We start from the raw sequence: 20,092 nt of genomic DNA, 5'->3' as shown, positions 1-20,092 counted from the left end.
CGTGACGCCCCCGACCCGTCGCGAGCAGTGCGCCGAGGACCTCCCGCACCCTGGGCCCGCTCGCCGCCAGAGGCAGCCTCCTGCCAGCCCCCTTTCAAGTCCATGCGCGATCGCGAAGGCCGAGAGCAACGTGCGTAGTCCGTCGAACCGCGGCTCCCATCGCGGCAGCCGCAGGGCACCCGGCAGTCCGGGCCGATCCGACCGGCCGGGTTCCCCCCAGCCTCCCGCCGGCGCCCCCGAGGCCGCCGCCTACCCCGTGCCGGACGCGGGCGACCCGTACGGCCCCGCAGCGGGCGGTCCCTACGAACCCGGGACCGATCAGGGGCAGACCGCGTCCATGCCCGCCGCCGCAGGCGGCCGGGGTCCGGGCGGCGGCCGCCCGCGCCGGTCCGCGCTGCCCGCCGTGCTGCGCAAGCGCGGCGTGGTGATCGGCGCGGTCGCCGCGGCGGTGCTGCTCGTCGCGGGCGGCGGCACGGCCTTCGCCATGGACCAGCGCATCAGCCTCAACGTCGACGGCGAGCGCAGCACCGTGCACACCTACGGCGCGACGGTCCAGGACGTGCTCGACTCCGCGGGTGTCGAGCTGGGCGAGCACGACGCCGTCGCCCCCTCGCTGGACACCGAGCTGGGCCAGGGCGACAACGTGCTGGTGCGCTCCGGCCGCGAGCTGACGCTGACCGTCGACGGCGAGCCCGAGAAGCACTGGGTCACCGCGCTGACGGTCGGCGAGGCCCTCAACCAGATCGGCATGGACCCGGAGTCGGTCAAGCTCTCGGCCGACCCCGACAAGGCGATCCCCGCGTCAGGCCTGGAGGTCGAGGCGACCGCCGCCCGGCGGGTCGTCATCCTGCGCGACCGCGCGCGGATCGAGACCGCGACCACCGCCGGCACCGTCGAGCAGGTCCTCAAGGACAACGGCATCACCCTGGGCGAGCACGACGAGGTCGAGCCCAAGCCGTCCACCGAGCCCACCGACGGCATGGTCATCGACGTCACGCAGCTGCTCACCGAGCCCAAGACCGAGGAGGTCCCCATCGAGGCGGAGGTCGAGGAGCGCGAGAACCCCGACCTGCCCGAGGGCGAGGAGAAGGTGGTGCAGAAGCCGAAGGACGGCGTCAAGAAGGTCACCACGGCCAAGATCATGAAAGAGGGCGTGAAGACCGAGTACGTCGTCAAGGAGAAGGTCGTCAAGAAGCCGGTCAAGGGCATCACCGAGATCGGCACCAAGTCCGAGCCCGAGATCGACTCCTCCGCCGAGGCCGCCAGCCTGAACTGGGCCGCGCTCGCCGAGTGCGAGTCGGGCGGCGACCCCACCGCGACCAACCCGGCCGGCTACTACGGTCTCTACCAGTTCTCCATGGCGACCTGGCAGTCCGCCGGCGGCACGGGCAACCCCGCCGAGGCCAGCGCCAGCGAGCAGACCATGCGCGCCCAGAAGCTCTACGACATGGTCGGCGGCAACTGGCAGGGCCAGTGGCCGGAGTGCGGCGTGCACCTGTTCGACTAGCCGGCCGGGGCGGGCCCGGCTCCCAGTCGGGCGCCGGGCCCGTCCCGCTCGATGAGCCGACGGGTCCGGCCCCGCCCGAGCGGGGCCGCCGACGAGGACCCCGAACGCGCCGCCCTCCGGATCGGTGAGGACGCCCCGGCCCTCGCCGCCCCGGCCGGCGTCGGCGTGCCGGGCACCCGGGCCGGACCGGCGGTGCACCCCGTTGTTCTGCTCCTTGTCGGCGGACGCGCCGGCCCGTGGCGGGGCCGCCTCCTGGCGGCAGCCGCGGGTCGAGGGGGCCGAGCGCGGCGTTCGGCGCCGGGGCGGTGATACGGGTGATACCCCGGTACCGCCCCGGATTGTCGTGGGGGTCTGGTGAACTAGGAGGGGTGAACTCATCCCCGTATCGTCTTGTGCGGCGTGTGCATGCAGAGGTGCCGCCGCCGCTCCTGGACGACAACCAGCGCCGGGTCGTCGCGCACAAGGGCGGCCCGCTGCTGGTGCTGGCCGGACCGGGGACCGGAAAGACCACCACCGTCGTCGAGGCGGTGGTGGACCGCATCGAGAACCGCGGCGTCGACCCCGCCCGGATCCTCGTGCTCACCTTCAGCCGCAAGGCCGCCCAGGAACTGCGTGAGCGCATCACCGCGCGCCTGCGGCGCACGACGCGCGAGCCGCTCGCGCTCACCTTCCACAGCTACGCCTATGCGCTGATCCGGCGCGAGTTCGGACTGCAGGGCGACCACCCGCCGCGGCTGCTCTCCGGCCCCGAGCAGCTGATGGAGGTCCGCGAGCTCCTGGCCGGGGAGTCCGCAGACGGCGCCGCCATGTGGCCCGAGCGGCTGCGGCCCGCGCTGGAGACCCGCGGGTTCGCCGAGGAGCTGCGCGACTTCCTGATGCGCGCCCAGGAGCGCGGCATCGACTCCGCCGCCCTCGACCGGCTCGGCCGCGAGTACCGGCGCGACGACTGGGTGGCCGCGGGCGACTTCCTGGACCGCTACACCGGCCGCTTCGACGTCGCACCGGTGCCGACCTTCAACTACGCCGAGCTCGTGCGGGTGGCGGCCAACCTGCTCAACGACCCCGAGGTCCAGGCGCGCGAACGCGCCGCCCGCGAGGTCGTCTTCGTCGACGAGTACCAGGACACCGACCCCGCTCAGGAGGAGCTGCTTTCGGCGCTGGCGGGCGAGGGCCGCGACCTGGTGGCGGTCGGCGACCCCGACCAGTCCGTCTACGGTTTCCGCGGCGCCGACGTGCGCAACATCCTGGAGTTCCCGCGGCGCTTCCCCTCGTTCGGCGGCGAGCCCGCCCCGGTCGTGGCGCTGCGCACCTGCCGCCGCAGCGGCGCGGGGCTGCTCGCGGCCTCGCGCGGGGTGGCCCGCCGCCTGCCCGCCGCACCGGCCCCCGGTGGCGGGCCGGTGAACGCCCACCGCGCGCTGGAGCCGGCCGGCTCCGGGCCCGAGGGCGAGGCGCAGGTGCTGATGGCCGAGAGCCCGGCGCAGGAGGCCGCGGTCATCGCCGACATCCTGCGCCGCGCCCACCTCATCGACGGCGTGCCGTGGTCGCAGATGGCGGTCCTGGTCCGCTCGGCCAGCAGGCAGCTTCCGACGCTGCGCCGCGCGCTGTCGGCCGCCGGGGTCCCCGTGGTGGTCGGCGGCGACGAGATGCCACTGGCCGTCGAGCCCGTCGTGCGCGCGCTGCTGCTCCTCATCCGCTGCGCACTGCGCCCCGCGACCATCGACGAGGCCGCGGCGCACGAACTGCTCACCAGCCAGTTCGGCGAGGCCGACACGGTACGCCTGCGCCGCCTCGCCCGCGCGCTGCGCCGCCTCGACCTCGACTACCGCGCGGCGCAGCGCCGCGCCGGCGAGCCCGGGCCCGAATCCGCTGGGGAGGACGCCCCGCCCACCGAGGGCACCGGCTCCGAGGGCGGTCCCGCCGGAGGCCGCGCCGGGGACGACGCCGTCGGCGGCGCACCCCCGGACTCCGCCTCAGGCGAGGCGAGGGCCGCCTCGGCCGAGGGCGCGGAGGATCGCAGCTCCGGCGGCCCGGAGCGGGACCCCGACGGCGCCGCCCCGGCGGCGGGGCTCCCGGGCGAGTCCGCGCACACCCACCCGCGCGGCAGCCGCCCCTCCTCCGCGCTGATCGCCGACGCGCTGCGCGACCCGCGCGAGCTCACCCTCGTCGATCCCGAGGTCGCCGCGCCCGCCCGGCGCATCGCCGACCACCTCCGGCTGATCCGCGACCGCGCCGCGGCCGGGGGATCGGCCGAGGACGTGTTGTGGGAGGTCTGGCAGGCCAGCGGGCTCTCCGAGCGGCTGCTGCGCGCCAGCCAGGCCGGCGGCAGGCGCGGCGCCGCGGCCGACCGCGACCTGGACGCGGTCGTCGCCGTGTTCGAGAGCGCCGCCCGCTACTGCGACCGGCTGCCGCCCGGCCTGCCGCTGGGCTTCTTGGAGGATCTGGAGGCCCAGGAGATCCCCGCCGACAGCCTCGCCGAGCGCGCGCCCGAGGGCGAGGCCGTGCGCATCCTCACCGCGCACAGGTCCAAGGGCCTGGAGTGGGACCTCACCGTGGTCGCCGGCGTCCAGGAGGGCGACTGGCCCGACCTGCGGCTGCGCGGCTCGTTGCTGGGCGTCGAGCAGCTCGTCGACACCTCCGGCGGCTTCGGCGCGCCGCCCGGCGCGGGCCCCGAGTCCGCTGCCGGGGCCGCCGGCGCCGCGGCGGCGTCCAAGCTCCTCGACGAGGAGCGCCGGCTGTTCTACGTCGCCTGCACCCGGGCCCGCCGGCGCCTGGTCGTCACCGCCGTAGGCGGCGACGACACCGAGGAGCGCCCGTCGCGGTTCCTGACCGAGCTCGGCCTGGGCGAACCCGAGCGCGTCAGCACGGGCCGCCGCTGGCTGTCGCTGCCCGCGCTGGTCGCCGACCTGCGCTCGGTGGTCACCGACCCGCAGCGCCCCGATCCGCTGCGCCGCGCCGCGGCCGCCCACCTCGCCCGGCTCGCCGACGAGGGCGTCCGGGGCGCGGACCCCGCCGAGTGGTACGCGCTGACCGCCGTCTCCGACGACCGCCCGCTGGTCGCCGGGGCCGACGAGGGCGCGATCCGCGTCTCGCCGTCCCAGGTGGAGCGGTTCACCACCTGCCAGCTGCGCTGGCTGCTGGAGAACGCCGCCGGAGCCTCCTCGACGGAGATCACCTCCGCGCTGGGGAGTATCGTGCACGCCGTCGCCGTGCTCGTCGCCGACGGCGCCGGAATGGAGGACGTCCGGCGCAGCATGGACGAGATCTGGTCCGAACTGGACTTCGGCGGCCCGTGGTTCGCCGGCAAGGAGCGCGAGCGCGCCGACGAGATGGTACGCAAGCTCATCGCCTGGCACGAGTCCGGCGAGCGCGAGCTCGTGGTGACCGAGGAGGGGTTCAAGGTCGACATCGGCGGCATCGAGATCACCGGGCGCGTCGACCGGCTGGAGAAGGACGCCCAGGGCCGCGCCGTGGTGGTCGACATCAAGACCGGCAACGGTCGGCCCAAGGACGCCGAGCTCGCGCGCCACCCGCAGCTCGGCGTCTACCAGCTGGCCGTGCTGGAGTCGGCGTTCGCCCAGTTCGGGCTGACCGCGCCCGGCGGCGCCGAGCTGGTGCAGGTCGGCACGAAGGCGTCCTTCAAGCACGGCGCCCGCACCCAGGCGCAGGCCCCGCTGGGCGACGACCCCGAGCCGGGCTGGTCGGCGGAGCTGGTGCGCGACGTCGCCGAGGGCATGTCCGGCTCCCGGTTCCAGGCGGTGCGCAACGAGTTCTGCGACTCCTGCGCCGTGCGCTCCAGCTGCCCGGCGCACGACGAGGGGAAGCGGGTGTGACGGCCGCGCAGTACGGGGCCGCGGCGGCGCCCGCCGCGGGTACGGTCCTTCCCGGGCGTCGGCTCAACCCGGCCGAGCTCGCGCGCCTCCTGGGCCGGCCCGAGCCCACCGCCGAGCAGGCCGACGTCATCGCCGCGCCGCTGGAGCCGGGCGTGGTGGTGGCCGGCGCGGGCTCCGGCAAGAGCGAGACCATGGCCGGCCGCGTCGTGTGGCTGGTGGCCAACGGCCTGGTGCGCCCGGAGCACGTGCTGGGCCTGACCTTCACTCGTAAGGCTGCGGCCGAGCTGGCCGAACGGGTGCGCACGAGGCTGGACCAGCTGCGCGAGACCGAGCAGGTCCCCGAGGAGGTCCTCGACGGCGACCCCGCGGTCTCCACCTACAACTCCTACGCAGCCCGCCTGGTCGGCGACCACGCGCTGCGCGAGGCGGTCGAGCCCTCCGTCCGGCTCCTCAGCGAGGGGCAGGCCTACCAGCTCGCCGCACGCATCGTCGCCGACTACGACGGGCCGATGGACGCCGTCACGGTGGGCCCGCGCGAGGTCACCGACCGGGTGCTGGCCCTGGCCGGCGAGCTCTCCGACCACCTGCGCACCCCCGACGACGTGCGCGGCATCGGCTCCTGGATCGGCGAGCGCGTCGCGGCGCTGCCCCGCAAGCCCCTCGCCCCCACGCGCGGTCTGCGCGAGGTCCAGCGCCGCCGCGAGCAGCTGCTGCCGCTGCTGGAGCGCTACATCGCGGCCAAGCGCGACCGCGAGGTCATGGACTACGGCGACCAGGTGGCGCTGGCGGCGCGCATCGCGACCCGCCACGCGGAGGTCGGGCTGATCGAGCAGAGCCGGTTCCGGGTGGTGCTGCTCGACGAGTACCAGGACACCAGCCACGCCCAGCTCCTGCTGCTGCGGGCGCTCTTCGGCGGCGGCCATCCGGTGACGGCTGTGGGCGACCCCTGCCAGTCCATCTACGGGTGGCGCGGCGCCAGCTCGGGCAACCTCACCAGCTTCCCGACCGACTTCCCCGCGGCGCCGGGGCGGCCGGCGCCGGTGCGCAAGCTGGCGACCAGCTTCCGCAACGGCGAGCGCGTGCTCCAGGTGGCGCGGCGCATCGCCGAGCCGCTGCGCGAGGAGACCGGCTACGTTCCGGTGCTCTTCCCCGGTGCGGCCCGGCGCGGCCGCGGCGCGGTGGCCGGCGGGCTGTTCCGCACCGAGACCGAGGAGGCGCGCTGGATCGCCGAGACCGTGCGCGCGAGCATCGAACAGCCGGCCCACCTCGCCCCCGACGGCGCCGAATGGCCTCCGGGCGAGGGGGGCGAGGGGCTGCGCTACAGCGACGTGGCGGTGCTGTGCCGCAAGCGCTCGCAGTTCCCGGTGCTGCGCGAGGCCCTGGAGGACGAGGGCATCCCGGTCGAGGTGGTCGGGCTCGGCGGGCTGATGACCGTGCCCGAGGTGCGCGACGTCATCGCCACACTGCGGGTGCTGCACGACCCCACCGCCGGCAACGAGCTGGCCCGGCTGCTGACCGGCCCGCGGTGGCGCCTGGGACCGCGCGACCTCGTCGCGCTGGGCGGGCGGGCGGCCGAGCTCGCGAAGGAGACCCGCCGCGACCTGGCGCCGTCCGCGCAGGAGCCCCAGGACGACGGTGACGAGGACCTCCTGCGCCGCACGGTCCTCGACCTCACCGCCGAGAGCGGCAGCCTCGTCGACGCGCTGGACGACCCCGGCGCGCCCGAGCGCTACTCCGAGACCGGCTACCGGCGGTTGGCCGCCCTCGGCGCGGAGATGCGTACGCTGCGCCGCGCGGCCGCCCAGCCGCTGCCCGACCTGATCGGCGAGGTCGAGCGCACCCTCGGTCTGGACATCGAGGTGGCGGCGCGGCCCGGCCGCGACCCCGTCGCCGCCCGCGCCGACCTGGACGCGTTCCTGGACGCGGCGGTGCGGTTCGTAGGCAACAGCGAGGACCCCACGCTGGGCACCTTCCTGAACTACCTGCGCTCGGCCGAGGACGCCGAGAAGGGGCTGGAGCCGGGCGAACGGGTCGGCGGCAGCGACACCGTCAAGCTGATGACCGTGCACGCCGCGAAAGGGCTGCAGTGGCCGCTGGTGGCGGTGCCGGGGCTGTCCGGCGGCACCTCGTCGCCGGTGTTCCCCACGCGGGCGCGCGACGTCGGCGGCTGGGTCAGCAAGGAGCAGAAGCTGCCGTTCCCGCTGCGCGGCGACGCGGCGGGGCTGCCCAAGCTCGCCGGCGTGGACAAGGAGAGCATCGAGGCGTTCGTCGCCGCCGACCGCGACCGCCACCTCATGGAGGAGCGCCGACTGGCCTACGTCGCGGTGACCCGGGCCTCCTTCGGGCTGCTGTGCTCGGGCCACTGGTGGGGGCACGCGAGCTCGGCCAAGCGGGGGCCGTCGGTGTTCCTGGAGGAGGTCCGCGCGGCCTGCGAGCAGGGGGCGGGACGGCTCGCCGCGTGGGCTCCGCCGCCCGAGGAGGGCGAGTCCAACCCGCAGACCGTCGAGGCCGATCCGGTGGCCTGGCCGCGCTCGCCCGAGGAGGACGGCGACGCCGCCGCGCGGCGCCATCGCGACGTCCTCGCGGGCGCCGAGCTGGTGGCGCGGGCGGGGCGCGCCCCGGCGCAGGAGGACGCCGGCGACGGGTCCGGAGTCCAGGCATCCGGCGCTGGCGCGGACCGCGGAGCCGCGCCGGAGGAGGGAACCAGCGGGTCGGGGCCGGCCGCCGGGCCCGGCGCGCCCGAGGAGACGGCGGGGGAGCGGTGGCTCGCCCTGCTCGACCGGGCGCGGATGCCGGCGTCCATGCGGCGCAGCCTCGACGGGTGGCGCCGCGACACCGACCTGCTGCTGGCGCACCGCGACTCCGCACCGGCCGATTCGGACGGCACGATCCCCGTCGAGCTGCCCGCCCACCTGTCCGTGTCTTCCCTGGTGTCGCTGGCCCGCGACCCGTCGGCGCTGGCCCGCCGCATCCGCCGCCCGCTCCCGAGGCCGCCCGCGCCGCACACGCGGCGCGGCACGGCCTTCCACGCCTGGCTGGAGCAGCGCTTCGGCCAGCAGAGCCTCCTGGGCCCCGGCGAACTGCCCGGCGCGGCCGACGACGGCGCCGGAGGCGACGAGGACCTGGCCGAGCTGCAGCGCCGGTTCGAGGCCGGCGAGTGGGGCGGGCGCGTCCCGCTGGACGTCGAGGTCCCCTTCGAGACGATCGTCGGCGACCGACTGGTACGCGGGCGGATGGACGCGGTCTTTCACGACGAGGACAGCGGCACCTACGACGTCGTCGACTGGAAGACCGGCCGCCCGCCCCAGACCGCCGTCGAGCGCGATGCGGTCGCGGTTCAGCTGGCGGCCTACCGGATCGCCTGGGCGGAGCTGGCCGGGGTGCGGCTGGACGACGTGTACGCGGCCTTCCACTACGTCCGCGCGCAGGAGACCGTCCGCCCGGCCGATCTGCTCGACGCCGACGGTCTGGCGGCCCTGCTGGAGGACCTGCCCGGCGAGTGAGACGCGGGGCGGCGGGGCGGTCGGAGGCGCCGAAGTGTCGTATGCCCTGTCCATCATGTCGTTCGGCGACCGATGAGTTTCGCCGCGCGCGCCGGTCTGCACTGCGGTAGGCCGGACCGACCTGAGGAGCAGCGCCATGACCGAACTGACGACCCGCGAGCCCGTGACCGCCACGGTCGAGGCCCCCGGCGCGACCATCCACTACGACGTGCGCGGCGACCTGAGCCGGGCGACCGCCGACGCCCCCGTTCTCATGATGGTCGGCTCGCCGATGGATGCGAGCGGGTTCGCCACGCTGGCGGGATACTTCGGCGACCGCCCGGTCGTGACCTACGACCCGCGCGGCGCGGGGCGCAGCGTCCGGACGGACGGCGCCGCCGAGACGCGCCCCGAGGAGCACGCCGAGGACCTGCGCCTGGTGATCGAGGCGCTCGGCGCCGACCGGGTGGACCTGTTCGGCAGCAGCGGCGGCGCGCTCAACGCCCTCGTCCTGGTGTCGCGGCACCCCGAGCGGGTGCGCACGCTGGTCGCCCACGAGCCGCCGGTGGTCGAGGTCCTTCCCGACCGCGCGGTGGTCGCGGCGGTCTGCGAGGACATCCACGACACCTACCAGCGCAGCGGGATGGGCCCGGCGATGGCCAAGTTCATCGCCTTGGTGCAGCACGAGGGTCCGCTGCCCGACGACTTCGCCCAGCGGCCCGCACCCGACCCGGCCCTGTTCGGGCTGCCCACCGAGGACGACGGCTCCCGGGACGACCCGCTGCTGGGCCAGAACATCCGGAACAGCCCCACCCACCGGCTCGACTACGACGCGCTGGTCGCCGCGCCGACGCGGATCGTCGTCGCGGCGGGGCGGGAGTCCGCGGCCGCGATGCCCGGTCGCGCCGCGATCGCCGTCGCGGCGCGCCTGGGCGCCGAGCCGGTCATGTTCCCCAGCCACCACGGCGGTTTCATGTCCGGGGAGTTCGGCATGGAGGGCGAGCCCGAGGCGTTCGCCGCCACCCTGCGGCGGGTCCTGTCCCAGGCCTGATTGCGGCGCTGGCGGAGCCGGCGGCGGGCTGCGGCGCACCGGGCACCACCTCACGCCGGGACGCAGCGGGTCGGCGGCGCGGCCGCGAAGGACCCGGCCGCGCCGGGGAACGCGAGCACGTCGTCCACGCGCAGGCGGTCGATCGGGGCGTCCTCGGCCGGGGATCCGCCGGCTTGAGGCGTCCCGGCAGGCCACGGTGACCACCTCGGGGGCGCGCTCGGGACGCCGCCGGGGCAGGGGCCGGGACCCGTTCGCGGGGGCGACGGCCACCCCGGAGGGCGCGTCGGCGGTGCGGGCCGGCGGCTCCGCGCCGTCCACCACCGCGAACGCGCGGCCCGTCGGTGTGCTTGACGTCGGCGACCCGGGCCGGCACCCATTCGGCGCCGCCGTCACCGCGACCCCCGACGTCAGCCGGACGGTCTCGGCCGGCCCGGTCGGCCGCGTGAGCGCCACCGCGCAGGAGCGCACGGCGGATGCGGCGGCGTCCGCGGCGAACTCCACCGACGAGCGGATCCGCGCACTCGGCCGGTGCCCGTGCCCGCTCGCCGCGGCTCGCGGCCGGGCGCGCGGCTTCGGGCGGGGTCAGAGCAGCAGCGCCGTCCCGACCGCGAAGGCGGCCGCTCCGAGGCCGGCGGCCGCGCGCCCCACAGGAGTGCCCAGCACCGTGTCCGACCAGGGCCCCTCGAACCGGCGCGCCACCGCCGTGACAGCGGCCAGGACCGCGGCCGCGGGCGCGATCCAGGCCAGGCGCCAGGCCGCCCACGCCGGATCGCCCGGCGGGTCGGTGAGGCCGGGGACCGGTCCCCACACCGACCCCGCGGCGGCCACCAGCAGCAGGGCCGTGAGGTGCCAGCAGAAGACGGTCAGCGCGCACAGGTTGAGCCCGGCGACCGCCGCCCAGGCGAGGGGACGGCGCAGCAGGCGCTCCAGCGGTGCGCGCAGCAGTACCGCCGCGCCGATCTGGGCCGCCGCCAGCGCCGGCAGCAGCAGCGAGGGCGGCGCCGAGTTCGACCGGTCGGCGCCGGGTACCCCCACCGCGCTCACCGGGTACCCGGCGCACACCAGCGCGGCCACCCCCAGCGCTCCGCCGACCAGCAGCAGGAGCCCGGGCGGCCGGCGCAGGCGCCCGCCGGCCCAGGCGACGCCGAGCTGGTAGGCGAACAGCCACACGGGCAGCACGTTGGCGTACCCGGCCCAGTCGGGGACCGCCGGAGCCCACGGCCCGTACCGCGCCAGGTCGACGGCCGCCACGACCGCCGCGGGCGGGAGCGCCGCCGCCGCGCCCCAACGCCGGTCGGCGGCGAGCGCCACCGGGGTCAGAGCCGTCGTCACCGCGTAGACGGCCACGAACCACAGCGGCTGCACGGTCAGCAGGGCGCCGGTGCGCAGGGTCTCCTCGGGCACGCCGAGCGCCGGCCCCGCCGCGAGCGCCGCGCCCCACGCGGCGGTGACGACCAGTACGGGGCGGGCGAGCCGCGCCGAGCGCGCCCGTATCCAGTGCGCGTACCCCTCCCCGCGTTCACGCGACCGGCACAGGCCCAGCGCCGCGGCGCAGCCGCCGACGAAGAAGAACAGCCCGAGCGTGTTCAGCAGCCAGCTCGCCGGCGCCAGCCCCGGCATCGCCGCGAGCGGGCTGGCGGTCTCCAGCCCGCCCGGTGCCGCCACGAGTCCGGTCACCAGCCAGTGGCCCAGCACGACGCCGACGACGGCGGCGGCGCGCACGCCGTCGACGGCCCGGTCGCGCGACGGCGGCGTCGCCCGGTCGATGCGCTCCGCGGCCGAGCGCAGCGTGCGGAGCGGCCCGGCTCCGCGGCGGGCGCTCCGCTCGGCCGTGCCGCCCGGGCCGGGGGCGGCCGCACGTCCCGCGGACGCGCGGTCGGGGGCATCGGCCCCCGACCTCCCCGCGCCGCGACCGCCCGATCCGTCCCCTGTGCCGCTCACGGCCGCTCCCCGCCGACCGCGGCGCGCTCACCCACGGCGACTGCGGCGGTGGCGGCCAGCGCGGCGCTGCCGGGCCGGTAGTACTGCGTGTGGCCGCTGATGTCGCCGGGATCGAAGCGGACGGCGCCGAACTCCGGGTCCATGGCGTCGGCGCCCAGCCCCACGGGCCCCGCGCGCAGGCTGGGCACCCAGCGGATCCAGTCGTCGCTCGCGCGAGTGGCCCACACCCGCGCGCGGATCGCGTCGCCGTCGGTCACCCCCATGCCCGGGCAGGCCAGCGCGACGACGTCGTCGGCCACGTCCGCCTGGGCGGCGGCCAGGCCGCACACGGCGGTGCCGTAGCTGTGGCAGGCGAGGGTGACGTGCGCGTCGGCGGGCAGGACCTCGCGCGTGAAGCGGACCAGCGCCTCGGCCCCCCGCCGGGCCCGCACGATGCCGGCGAGCTCGGGGCCGTAGCCCTGGGGCGGCAGGTAGCCCAGCCACACCACCACGGCGGTCGCCCGCGCGGGCGCGCGGTCGCGCATGGCTGCGTACAGCGCACGGCCGTTGGTCAGCGGTACCGCGCCCGGGTTGGCGCGGTTCGCGCGGAAGTTGTCCCGGGTCTGACCGGACCCGGGGACGACCACGGCGACGTGCTCGGCGCCGTCGAGGTCGCCCAGCACCTCCACCACGCGCCCGGAGCCGGAGGGGTCCTCGGCGAGGATGCGATGGCCATCCACCACCGACTCGCCGTACTCCAGAGGATCCGGAGGCGGAGCCTTCGCCTCGGCGCCGGCTCGCGCGCCGCAACCCAGGCCGACGCAGGCCATCAATGCACAGAGCAGCAGGGCGGGCAACCGTCGAATCATGGGGCATGACGCTACGAATCCGGCTACCGAAGGCGCGTCACCGCTGAGAGCGAACCGGAACCTGGTCCTTGCGGGTGACACGCCGACGCCTTTGCGGTCCGCGAGGGGCTGCCGGAGGGCTGCGGCGGCCTCGGCGGCCGGATGCGGTCAGCGGTCCTGGGCCGCGCGGACCGCCCCCGGCGGGGCGGTCCGCCGCAGGGTCCCCCGTGCGCCCGGCTTCTACACCAGCCCGTTCTCGTAGGCGAACACGACGGCCTGGGTGCGGTCGCGCAGGGAGAGCTTGGTGAGGATGCGGCCGACGTGGGTCTTCACGGTCTGCTCGGCGAGGAACAGTTCGGCGGCGATCTCGGAGTTCGAGAGGCCGCGGGCGATGTAGCGCAGCACGTCGGCCTCGCGCGGGGTCAGCGTCTCGACGATCTCCGGCCGCGCGTGGACCTTCTCGCGGCGGCCGCGGGCGATGTCGGCGATGAGCCGCCGGGTGATCGACGGCGCCAGGAGCGCGTCGCCCTCGGCGACGACCCGCACCGCGGCGCGCAGATCCTCCACCGGTGCGTCCTTGAGCAGGAAGCCGCTGGCGCCCGCGCCGAGGGCCTCGTAGACGTACTCGTCGAGGTCGAAGGTGGTCAGCATGAGCACCCGGGGACCCCCTTCGCCGCTCTCGCCGACGATCTCGCGGGTGGCGGTGAGCCCGTTCATCGTGGGCATGCGCACGTCCATCACCACCACGTCGGGGCGGTGCTTGCGGGCCAGCGCGACCGCTTCGCCGCCGTCGGCGGCCTGGGCCAGCACGGCGATGTCCTCGGCCGCGTCGAGCAGGGTGGCGATGCCGTCCCGGACCATGTCCTGGTCGTCGGCGACGATCACGGTGATGGGCACGGAGCTCAGCCTATTCCGGCTCGGCGGGGGCGGCGTCCGCCCCGGCGTCCAGCGGAAGCTCGGCCACGACGTCGAACCCGCCGCTTTCCGTGGGTGCCGCCCGCAGCCGTCCGCCGAGCATCGCCACGCGCTCGCGCATGCCGATCAGCCCGTGCCCGCCGGAGTCGAACACGGTGGCGGGCGGAGGCTCGGTGTGTGCGCCGTCCGCCGCCTCGCCGCCGCCCAGGACGGGCGGCCCGTTGGCCACGCGCACCGTGAGCGCCTCGGCGGTGCGCGACAGTGCGACGGTCACCGGCGCACCCGGCGCGTGCCGGCCCGCGTTGCTCACCGACTCCTGCACGATCCGGTAGGCGGACAGGTCCACCGCGTCCGGGAGACCGCGGGCGGTGTCGCGCGCCACGTCGGGGCCGCCCTCCAGCGTGACGTCCATGGCGGCCCTGCGGGCGTTCTCCATCAGCTCGGGCAGGAGCCCGAGCCCCGGCTGCGGAGCGCCCTCGGGCACGTCGTCCTCCTCGCGGAGCAGCCCCACCACGCGCCGCATCTCCGCCAGGGCATCGCGGGCGGCGTCGCGGATGGTGGTGAAGGTCGCGGCGGGCCCCTGTCCCAGGTCGGTGAACTTGTAGGGCGCGGCGTCGGCCTGGATGGCGATCATCGACATGTGGTGGGACACCACGTCGTGCAGTTCGCGCGCGATCCGCGAACGCTCCTCCAGGACCGCCTGGCGGGCGCGGTCGCGCCGGCGCAGGGCGCTCTCCTGCGCGAGCTGGCGCTGCGCCGCGCGCCGGCTGCGCACGTTGTAGCCGAACAGCAGCACCGCCGGCGCGATCGCGGCGACCCAGAGCGTCTGCCCCAAAGGGGTGCCCACGAGCACGGAGGCGGCGGCGATGTCGGCGACGGTGACTACGCCGACCCCGGCGGCGGTGCGTCCCGGGTAGGTGACGGCGACCGCGTAGAGCACGACGGGAAGCGAGACCAGCGTAGCGATCGGCCAGGGCCAGAAGCTCTGCGGCACCCCGCTGCCCCCGAACACCGGGGGTGACAGGAGCGCGATCGCGAACAGGGAGGCGAACAGCCCGGCCGCCGTGATACGCCACGTCAGCAGGGGGGCGACCGGAAGCAGCGCGAACGGGAGGCCGAGCGCGATGCCCAGGGGGACCGCGGCCATCGGGTCGAGGCCGTGGAACTGCACCAGCTGCACGGCGGCCAGGGCCGAGATTGCCACGCCGGCCCCGAGCAGCAGGAACCACGCCGTCGCCTCGCGGGGCAGGACCGGCGGCAGCGGGCCTTCGCCGTCGTCGTCGGGAACCTCGCCCTCGCGCGGCAGGACTGTCCACAGAAGCAGGTAGACGGGTATGCCCAGCGGGAAGGCGACCACCGCGAACAGCACGCGCAGGGTGACCGCCATCGGCTGGGACCCGTGTGCGAACGCCGCGCACACGCCCGCGACGATCCGGCCGTCGGAGGGGCGGACCGCTCCGTGGAGCAGCCGCAGCGGGCCCTGGGGCCGCTCCCCGGGTGTGCGCCAGAGTGCGTCGGCCACGGCGCGGACGGCCCACGCGGGGCCCAGCGCGCCGGCCGGGCGGCGCGCCTGGGGGCGGTCGCCGCCCTCGGCGGAACCGCCGTTGAGCGCGGGTGAGGCGGAGGCGGGGGCCGCGGGGGCCGCGCTTCCGGCGGCGCCCCGCGGCGAGGCATCGGCGGTCGCCGCGCCGGAGCCGCGCGCGGCGCCGACCGCGCGCTGCAGGCGGCCGGCGTACTCGCGGCGCATCCGCACGTTGTCACCGAGCAGGAGGGCTGCGGCCGCGACGGCCGCGGACCACGGCCCCGCCCCCGGAACCGACATGATCGTCGCAGCCGCGACCGCCGTCGCCGCCGTACACGCGCCGACCGCGGCCACCACCGGGCGGGCGTACTGGGTTCCGATGAGGAACAGCACGACCAGATAGGACAGCGCGGCGGCGGCGGGGAACGGTGCGGAGCCCAGCCCGTACACCAGCGACGTCAGCAGCAGCGCCCCCGTCATCCACCGCCAGACCAGCAGCACGGAGGTCCGCAGGGCGAGCAGCGGCGCGCCGAGCGCGGCGCCGAGGGCGGCGGGGACGAAACCGCCGGCGCTGTAGGCGCTCAGATGCAGGGCGCTCACCGCGGAGACGCCGAGCGCGGCCGCGGCCGCGAAGAGGATCCCGTCGAACCGCTCGCGTCCCTCGGCGTCGGGCCGCTCGGCGATCCGCACCAGCCACAGCACCGGGTACGCGAGCAGGGGCACCACCAGCCGGGCGAAGCGCCGCCGCACCTCTGCGGCCGAGCGGCCGCTGCGTGCGGCGATCCCGGCGCACACCCCGCCCAGCAGCGGAGGCTCGGCGGCGGGGCCGGGGGCGCCTGCGGGCAGCCACCTCGGGACGGCGCTCGGCCGCCACCACACCGCGTCCAGGAGCCCGGCCACGAACGTCCGGCCGCCTCCCGCGGTGCTCGGACCCCTCTGCCGGGGCTGTGCGCCGGCATCGGCCGAGCGCTCTTCGTCGGACATTCCCCGCCCACTGTCGAGACCTGGTACCGGGGCCGATCCGCGCCGATGGTGACGAAGGCCGCGGTCGGCTCACCGCAACTCTAGGCCGCCGAAAGCGTCTCGGGCATGGTGCCGAGGTATCACGTCGCCGTGGCTCCCGGGTATCGGGCGAGGCGGGCCGAGCGGGCGCGGGGCCGGGCGGGCGGACGCCGGGAACCGTCCGAGGAGGCGCCCCGCAAGACCGCGGCGCCTCGCCCGCGACTCCGCACCCCCGCCCCGACCGCCGCCGCGGCCGATGCCGCCCTCCGCGCCCCTCAGCGTCCCGCCGCCGGCGGGTTCCCGCGGGGGCTAGGCTCGGATCAGCGGATCCGCCGCCAACGCAGGTCGAGGGAAGGGAAGCGGTCGGGAATGGACGTGCGCGGTTACATCGAGGAGCACCGCGGAGAGTTCGTCGCCGCGCTCAAGGAATGGGTCGCGATCCCGTCCGTCTCCGCTGATCCCGACCACCGCGGCGACGTGCGCCGCTCAGCGGAGTGGCTGCGCGACCGCCTCGCGGACACCGGGTTCCCCACTGCGGAGATCTGGGAGACCGGCGGCATGCCCGCCGTCTTCGCCGAGTGGCCGGCCGCCCACCCCGGCGCGCCCGTCGTCCTGGTCTACGGCCACCACGACGTGCAGCCGGCGCGCGTGGCGGACGGGTGGGACACCGATCCCTTCGCCGCCGAGGAGCACGGCGACCGGCTGACCGGACGCGGCGCCTCCGACGACAAGGGCCAGGTCCTCTTCCACGCGTTGGGCGTGGAAGCCGGTCTGGCCGCATCCGGCGCGAGCGCGCCGCCGGTGACGCTGCGGATGCTCGTCGAGGGAGAGGAGGAGTCCGGCTCGCCGCACTTCGCCGCGCTGCTCGAACGCAACCGCGACCGCCTGGCCTGCGACGTCGCGGTGATCTCCGACACCACCATGTGGTCGGCCGAGGTCCCCTCGATGTGCGTGGGCATGCGCGGGCTCACCGACTGCGAGATCACCGTCACCGGTCCCGACACCGACGTGCACAGCGGCTCCTTCGGCGGAGCGGTCCCCAACCCCGCCCGTGTGCTGGCCGGCCTGCTCGCCGGTCTGCACGACGACCGGGGGAGGGTCGCCGTGCCCGGCTTCTACGACGGTGTCGCCGAGATCAGCGACGAGGAGCGCGCCCTCCTCGCCAAGCTGCCCTTCGACGAGGCCGAGTGGCTGCGCACCGCCGGCAGCCCGGTGGCCGCCGGCGAGGAGGGCTACAGCGTTCTGGAGCGCCTCTGGGTGCGGCCCACCGCCGAGATCAACGGGATGTGGAGCGGCCACACCGGCGCGGGCACCAAGACGATCGTGCCCCGTTCGGCGCACGCCAAGGTCAGCTTCCGGCTGGTGCCCGGCCAGGAGCCCGCGCACGTGCAGGAGCGGGTGCGCGCGTTCGTCGCCGACCGCGTGCCCGCGGAACTCGGCGCCGAGGTCGCCTTCGGCGGTCCCGGCGTGCGCGCCTGCGCCTCCGACATCGGCTCGACGGCGGTCCGGGCGGCGCGCTCCGCGATGGAGGAGGCGTTCGGCACCGAGGTGCTGTTCACCCGCGAGGGCGGCAGCGGTCCCGAGGCCGACATCGCCGATATCCTCGGTGCGCCGCTGGTCTTCCTCGCCGCCGGGCTCGACGAGGACCGCATCCACGCGCCCAACGAGAAGGTCGAGGTCCCCCTTCTGCTCAAGGGCGCCGAGAGTGCCGCCTACTTGTGGAACCGACTGGGGGCACGGCGCGAACCGTGAGTGCCGCGCGCGTCCCCGCGGGACCTGCCGGGCGCGGACGGCGACGACCGGGCTCCCGACCCGCCCCGGCACGCGGCGCGCGGACCGAGGCGCCGCGGGGGCCGGTCCCCGCCTCCCGATGACGAGAAGGGCCGATGCTTTCCTTCGACGAGATCCCTGCACTGTCCCGCGGCACCGTCGACCAGGCCGGCCACCGGCGCGGCGACGAGGAATGGCTGGACAAGGCCTGGGCCGATCCCGAGACGCGCGTGCTCGTACTGCAGGACGGCGCCCCGGACGAAGGCCGCCAGGCGCGCATGGCCCGCCGCTCGCGCGCCCTGGTCGTCGCCGGCGACGACGGGCCGCGGCTGGTGTTCGCCCCGCCCGCTGAGGCGCCGGAGGGCGAGCGGTTCCTGCTCGGCCTCGACGAGGACGGGCGGGCGTACTTCGCGGTCCTCGCCGAGCCGGACGCGCAGGTGCCGCAGCCGCCCGGCGCCGAACCCGCGTCGCTGCGCGAGGCGGGCGCGCTGCTGGGGGACCGCGACTCCGGCCTGCTCACCCACGCCGTCGCGCTGGCCCACTGGAACGCCACGCACCGCTTCTGCCCGGCCTGCGGAGCCCCCACCCGCCCTGCCGGCGCCGGCCATCTCCGGGTGTGCACCCGCGAGGGCACGGAGAACTACCCCCGCACGGACCCGGCCGTGATCATGCTGGTGCACCGCGAGGTCGGCGGGGTCGAGGAATGCCTGCTGGGCCACAATCCGCGCTGGCCCGAGGGCCGCTACTCGGTGCTGGCCGGGTTCGTCGAGCCGGGGGAGTCGCTGGAGCAGGCCGTAGTGCGCGAGGTCGCCGAGGAGACCGGCGTGGCCGTCTCCGACCCGCGGTACCAGGCGTCGCAGCCCTGGCCGTTCCCGCGCAGCCTGATGCTGGGCTACACGGCCCGTGCCACGGGGAAGGCCGAGCGCACCGACGACCAGGAGATCTCCGACGTCCGCTGGTTCACCCGCCCGGCCCTGCGCGAGGCCGTGGAGTCGGGCGAGGTCCTGCTGCCGGGCTCGGTCTCCATCGCGCGCAAGCTCATCGAGCACTGGTACGGCGGCCGCCTGCCCGGGGAGTGGTAGGCGCGGCCCCCGCGGCACGCGGCGGTCGCGCGACGCTCATGCGGAGGCGGGTCGGCCCGTCCCGCCGCGGCCGCGGTGCGGCCCGCCGGTGCCGGCGCGCGGCGCCGGAATCCGGCGGTCTCCGGCACGGTGCGCCGCGGCGGCCAGGCGAGGTGCCGATGTCGGCCGTATCAGCCGCCGCGGCGCGGGGCGGCCTGTGCGGCGGCGCCCTCGGCGGCGAGCTCGACGGGCAGGGCGGTCAGGGGGTTGGTGGAGCTGGTCACCACTTCGCGGGCCATCTCGGCGACCTTGCGGCCGCGGGAGCGCGACGCCGATCGCAGCAGTTCGAAGGCCTTGCGCGGGGTCATCCCGTGGCGCTCGGAGAGGACGCCGATGGCCTGCTCGGTGACGACGCGGGTGTGCAGCGCGTGCTCCAGCTGCGCGACGGTCAGCCGCAGGCGCGCCTGCTCGTCCCCGTCTCCGTCACCGTCGCCGCCGGATGCGCGCGGGGGAGCGGGCGCCGAGCCGCGCGGCTGCTCCTCGGCGGCCAGAAGGTCGGCGAGCACCATGGCGTTGAGCAGCTCGGGCAGCTCCTCGCCGTTGTGCACCCGCCATCCGCCGGAGGTCCGCCGGATCACGCCGGCCACGGCCGCCTCGGCGGCCGCCGCGCCGGCGGCGCTGTTCGACGTCACGTCTTTCCCCATATCCTCACTCCCCCGTGCAGGGCGGCGGCCGCCGCCCGCATTGGCGGCGGCCCGGCGCAGGGCGCCGGGCGGTCACGAGACCGACGCCGCGAGCTTCTCCTTGACCTGGGCCAGCGACGGGTTGGTCATCGCCGAGCCGTCGGCGAAGACCAGCGTCGGAACCGTCTGGTTGCCGCCGTTGACCCGCATGACGTACTCGGCGGCATCGGGCTCCCGCTCGATGTCCACCTCGTCGACCCCGATGCCCTCGCGCGAGAGCTGGCTCTTCAACCGCTTGCAGAAGCCGCACCAGGGCGTGGTGTACATCGTGATCGGACCGCCGTTCTGGGTGGTCATCGCAACTTCTCCTTCGACCGTAGGGGCAGGTCCCGACAGTTCGGGCCCGCGGAACGCGACGTGGAACGCCGATCCTTTCCAACGCCGCGCGCCCCGCGGAGCTTCCCGGCGCCGCTTCGTGTCAGTGCGGGTGGGACGCTCAAG

At 76.3% G+C, this 20,092-nt stretch carries 12 protein-coding genes; 6 read left to right on the top strand and 6 right to left on the bottom strand.

Annotated elements, in window-relative coordinates; all coding sequences use genetic code 11:
• Nucleotides 1-337: 337 nt before the first annotated feature.
• From ABD284_RS07410 to ABD284_RS07395, 4 genes are all read left to right on the top strand, one after another.
• Complete coding sequence (locus ABD284_RS07410; RefSeq protein ID WP_344141771.1) at nucleotides 338-1,507, top strand: resuscitation-promoting factor; 1,170 nt, start codon at nucleotides 338-340, stop codon at nucleotides 1,505-1,507.
• Between the two features lie 392 nt (nucleotides 1,508-1,899).
• The gene (locus tag ABD284_RS07405; protein WP_344142022.1) at nucleotides 1,900-5,337 is read left to right on the top strand and encodes an ATP-dependent helicase; all 3,438 of its coding nucleotides are present in this window, start codon (nucleotides 1,900-1,902) and stop codon (nucleotides 5,335-5,337) included.
• The gene (locus ABD284_RS07400; RefSeq protein WP_386698938.1) at nucleotides 5,334-8,840 is read left to right on the top strand and encodes an ATP-dependent helicase; all 3,507 of its coding nucleotides are present in this window, start codon (nucleotides 5,334-5,336) and stop codon (nucleotides 8,838-8,840) included. Before ABD284_RS07405 ends, ABD284_RS07400 begins: the two co-directional genes overlap by 4 nt.
• Before the next feature lie 136 nt (nucleotides 8,841-8,976).
• On the top strand, nucleotides 8,977-9,870 hold the full coding sequence (locus tag ABD284_RS07395) for an alpha/beta fold hydrolase (RefSeq protein ID WP_344141770.1): 894 nt from the start codon (nucleotides 8,977-8,979) through the stop codon (nucleotides 9,868-9,870).
• Between the two features lie 582 nt (nucleotides 9,871-10,452).
• Here the strand turns inward: ABD284_RS07395 and ABD284_RS07390 are convergent.
• The 4 genes from ABD284_RS07390 to ABD284_RS07375 form a co-directional block, all read right to left on the bottom strand.
• Nucleotides 10,453-11,811: an acyltransferase family protein gene (locus ABD284_RS07390; RefSeq protein ID WP_344141769.1), complete on the bottom strand. Its 1,359-nt coding sequence runs from the start codon at nucleotides 11,809-11,811 to the stop codon at nucleotides 10,453-10,455.
• Nucleotides 11,808-12,659: an alpha/beta hydrolase gene (locus ABD284_RS07385; protein ID WP_344141768.1), complete on the bottom strand. Its 852-nt coding sequence runs from the start codon at nucleotides 12,657-12,659 to the stop codon at nucleotides 11,808-11,810. The genes ABD284_RS07390 and ABD284_RS07385 overlap by 4 nt, the downstream gene beginning before the upstream one ends.
• Before the next feature lie 219 nt (nucleotides 12,660-12,878).
• A complete protein-coding gene (locus tag ABD284_RS07380; RefSeq protein WP_344141767.1) occupies nucleotides 12,879-13,535 on the bottom strand; it encodes a response regulator in 657 nt (218 codons plus the stop codon).
• A gap of 10 nt (nucleotides 13,536-13,545) precedes the next feature.
• The gene (locus tag ABD284_RS07375; RefSeq protein WP_344141765.1) at nucleotides 13,546-16,059 is read right to left on the bottom strand and encodes a histidine kinase; all 2,514 of its coding nucleotides are present in this window, start codon (nucleotides 16,057-16,059) and stop codon (nucleotides 13,546-13,548) included.
• Nucleotides 16,060-16,446: 387 nt separating this feature from the next.
• On the opposite strand from ABD284_RS07375, the gene ABD284_RS07370 reads away from it, so the two are divergent.
• Both ABD284_RS07370 and nudC read left to right on the top strand, forming a co-directional pair.
• Nucleotides 16,447-17,829, top strand: a complete 1,383-nt coding sequence (locus tag ABD284_RS07370) for a M20/M25/M40 family metallo-hydrolase (RefSeq protein WP_344141764.1) — start codon at nucleotides 16,447-16,449, stop codon at nucleotides 17,827-17,829.
• 134 nt (nucleotides 17,830-17,963) lie between these two features.
• Complete coding sequence (nudC, locus tag ABD284_RS07365) at nucleotides 17,964-18,929, top strand: NAD(+) diphosphatase (RefSeq protein ID WP_344141762.1); 966 nt, start codon at nucleotides 17,964-17,966, stop codon at nucleotides 18,927-18,929.
• A 170-nt stretch (nucleotides 18,930-19,099) separates the two neighbouring features.
• On the opposite strand, the gene ABD284_RS07360 is transcribed toward nudC, so the two are convergent.
• Both ABD284_RS07360 and ABD284_RS07355 read right to left on the bottom strand, forming a co-directional pair.
• Nucleotides 19,100-19,612, bottom strand: coding sequence for an ANTAR domain-containing protein (locus ABD284_RS07360; RefSeq protein ID WP_386698941.1), 513 nt, complete (start codon nucleotides 19,610-19,612; stop codon nucleotides 19,100-19,102).
• Nucleotides 19,613-19,684: 72 nt separating this feature from the next.
• Complete coding sequence (locus tag ABD284_RS07355) at nucleotides 19,685-19,948, bottom strand: mycoredoxin (RefSeq protein WP_344141760.1); 264 nt, start codon at nucleotides 19,946-19,948, stop codon at nucleotides 19,685-19,687.
• Nucleotides 19,949-20,092: the final 144 nt, after the last annotated feature.

It is taken from the genome of Streptomonospora arabica, assembly GCF_039531585.1.
Classification (GTDB): Bacteria; Actinomycetota; Actinomycetes; order Streptosporangiales; family Streptosporangiaceae; genus Streptomonospora; species Streptomonospora halophila.
The sequence above is the reverse complement of the archived record's forward strand: the minus strand, read 5'-3'. Positions and strand labels throughout refer to the sequence as shown.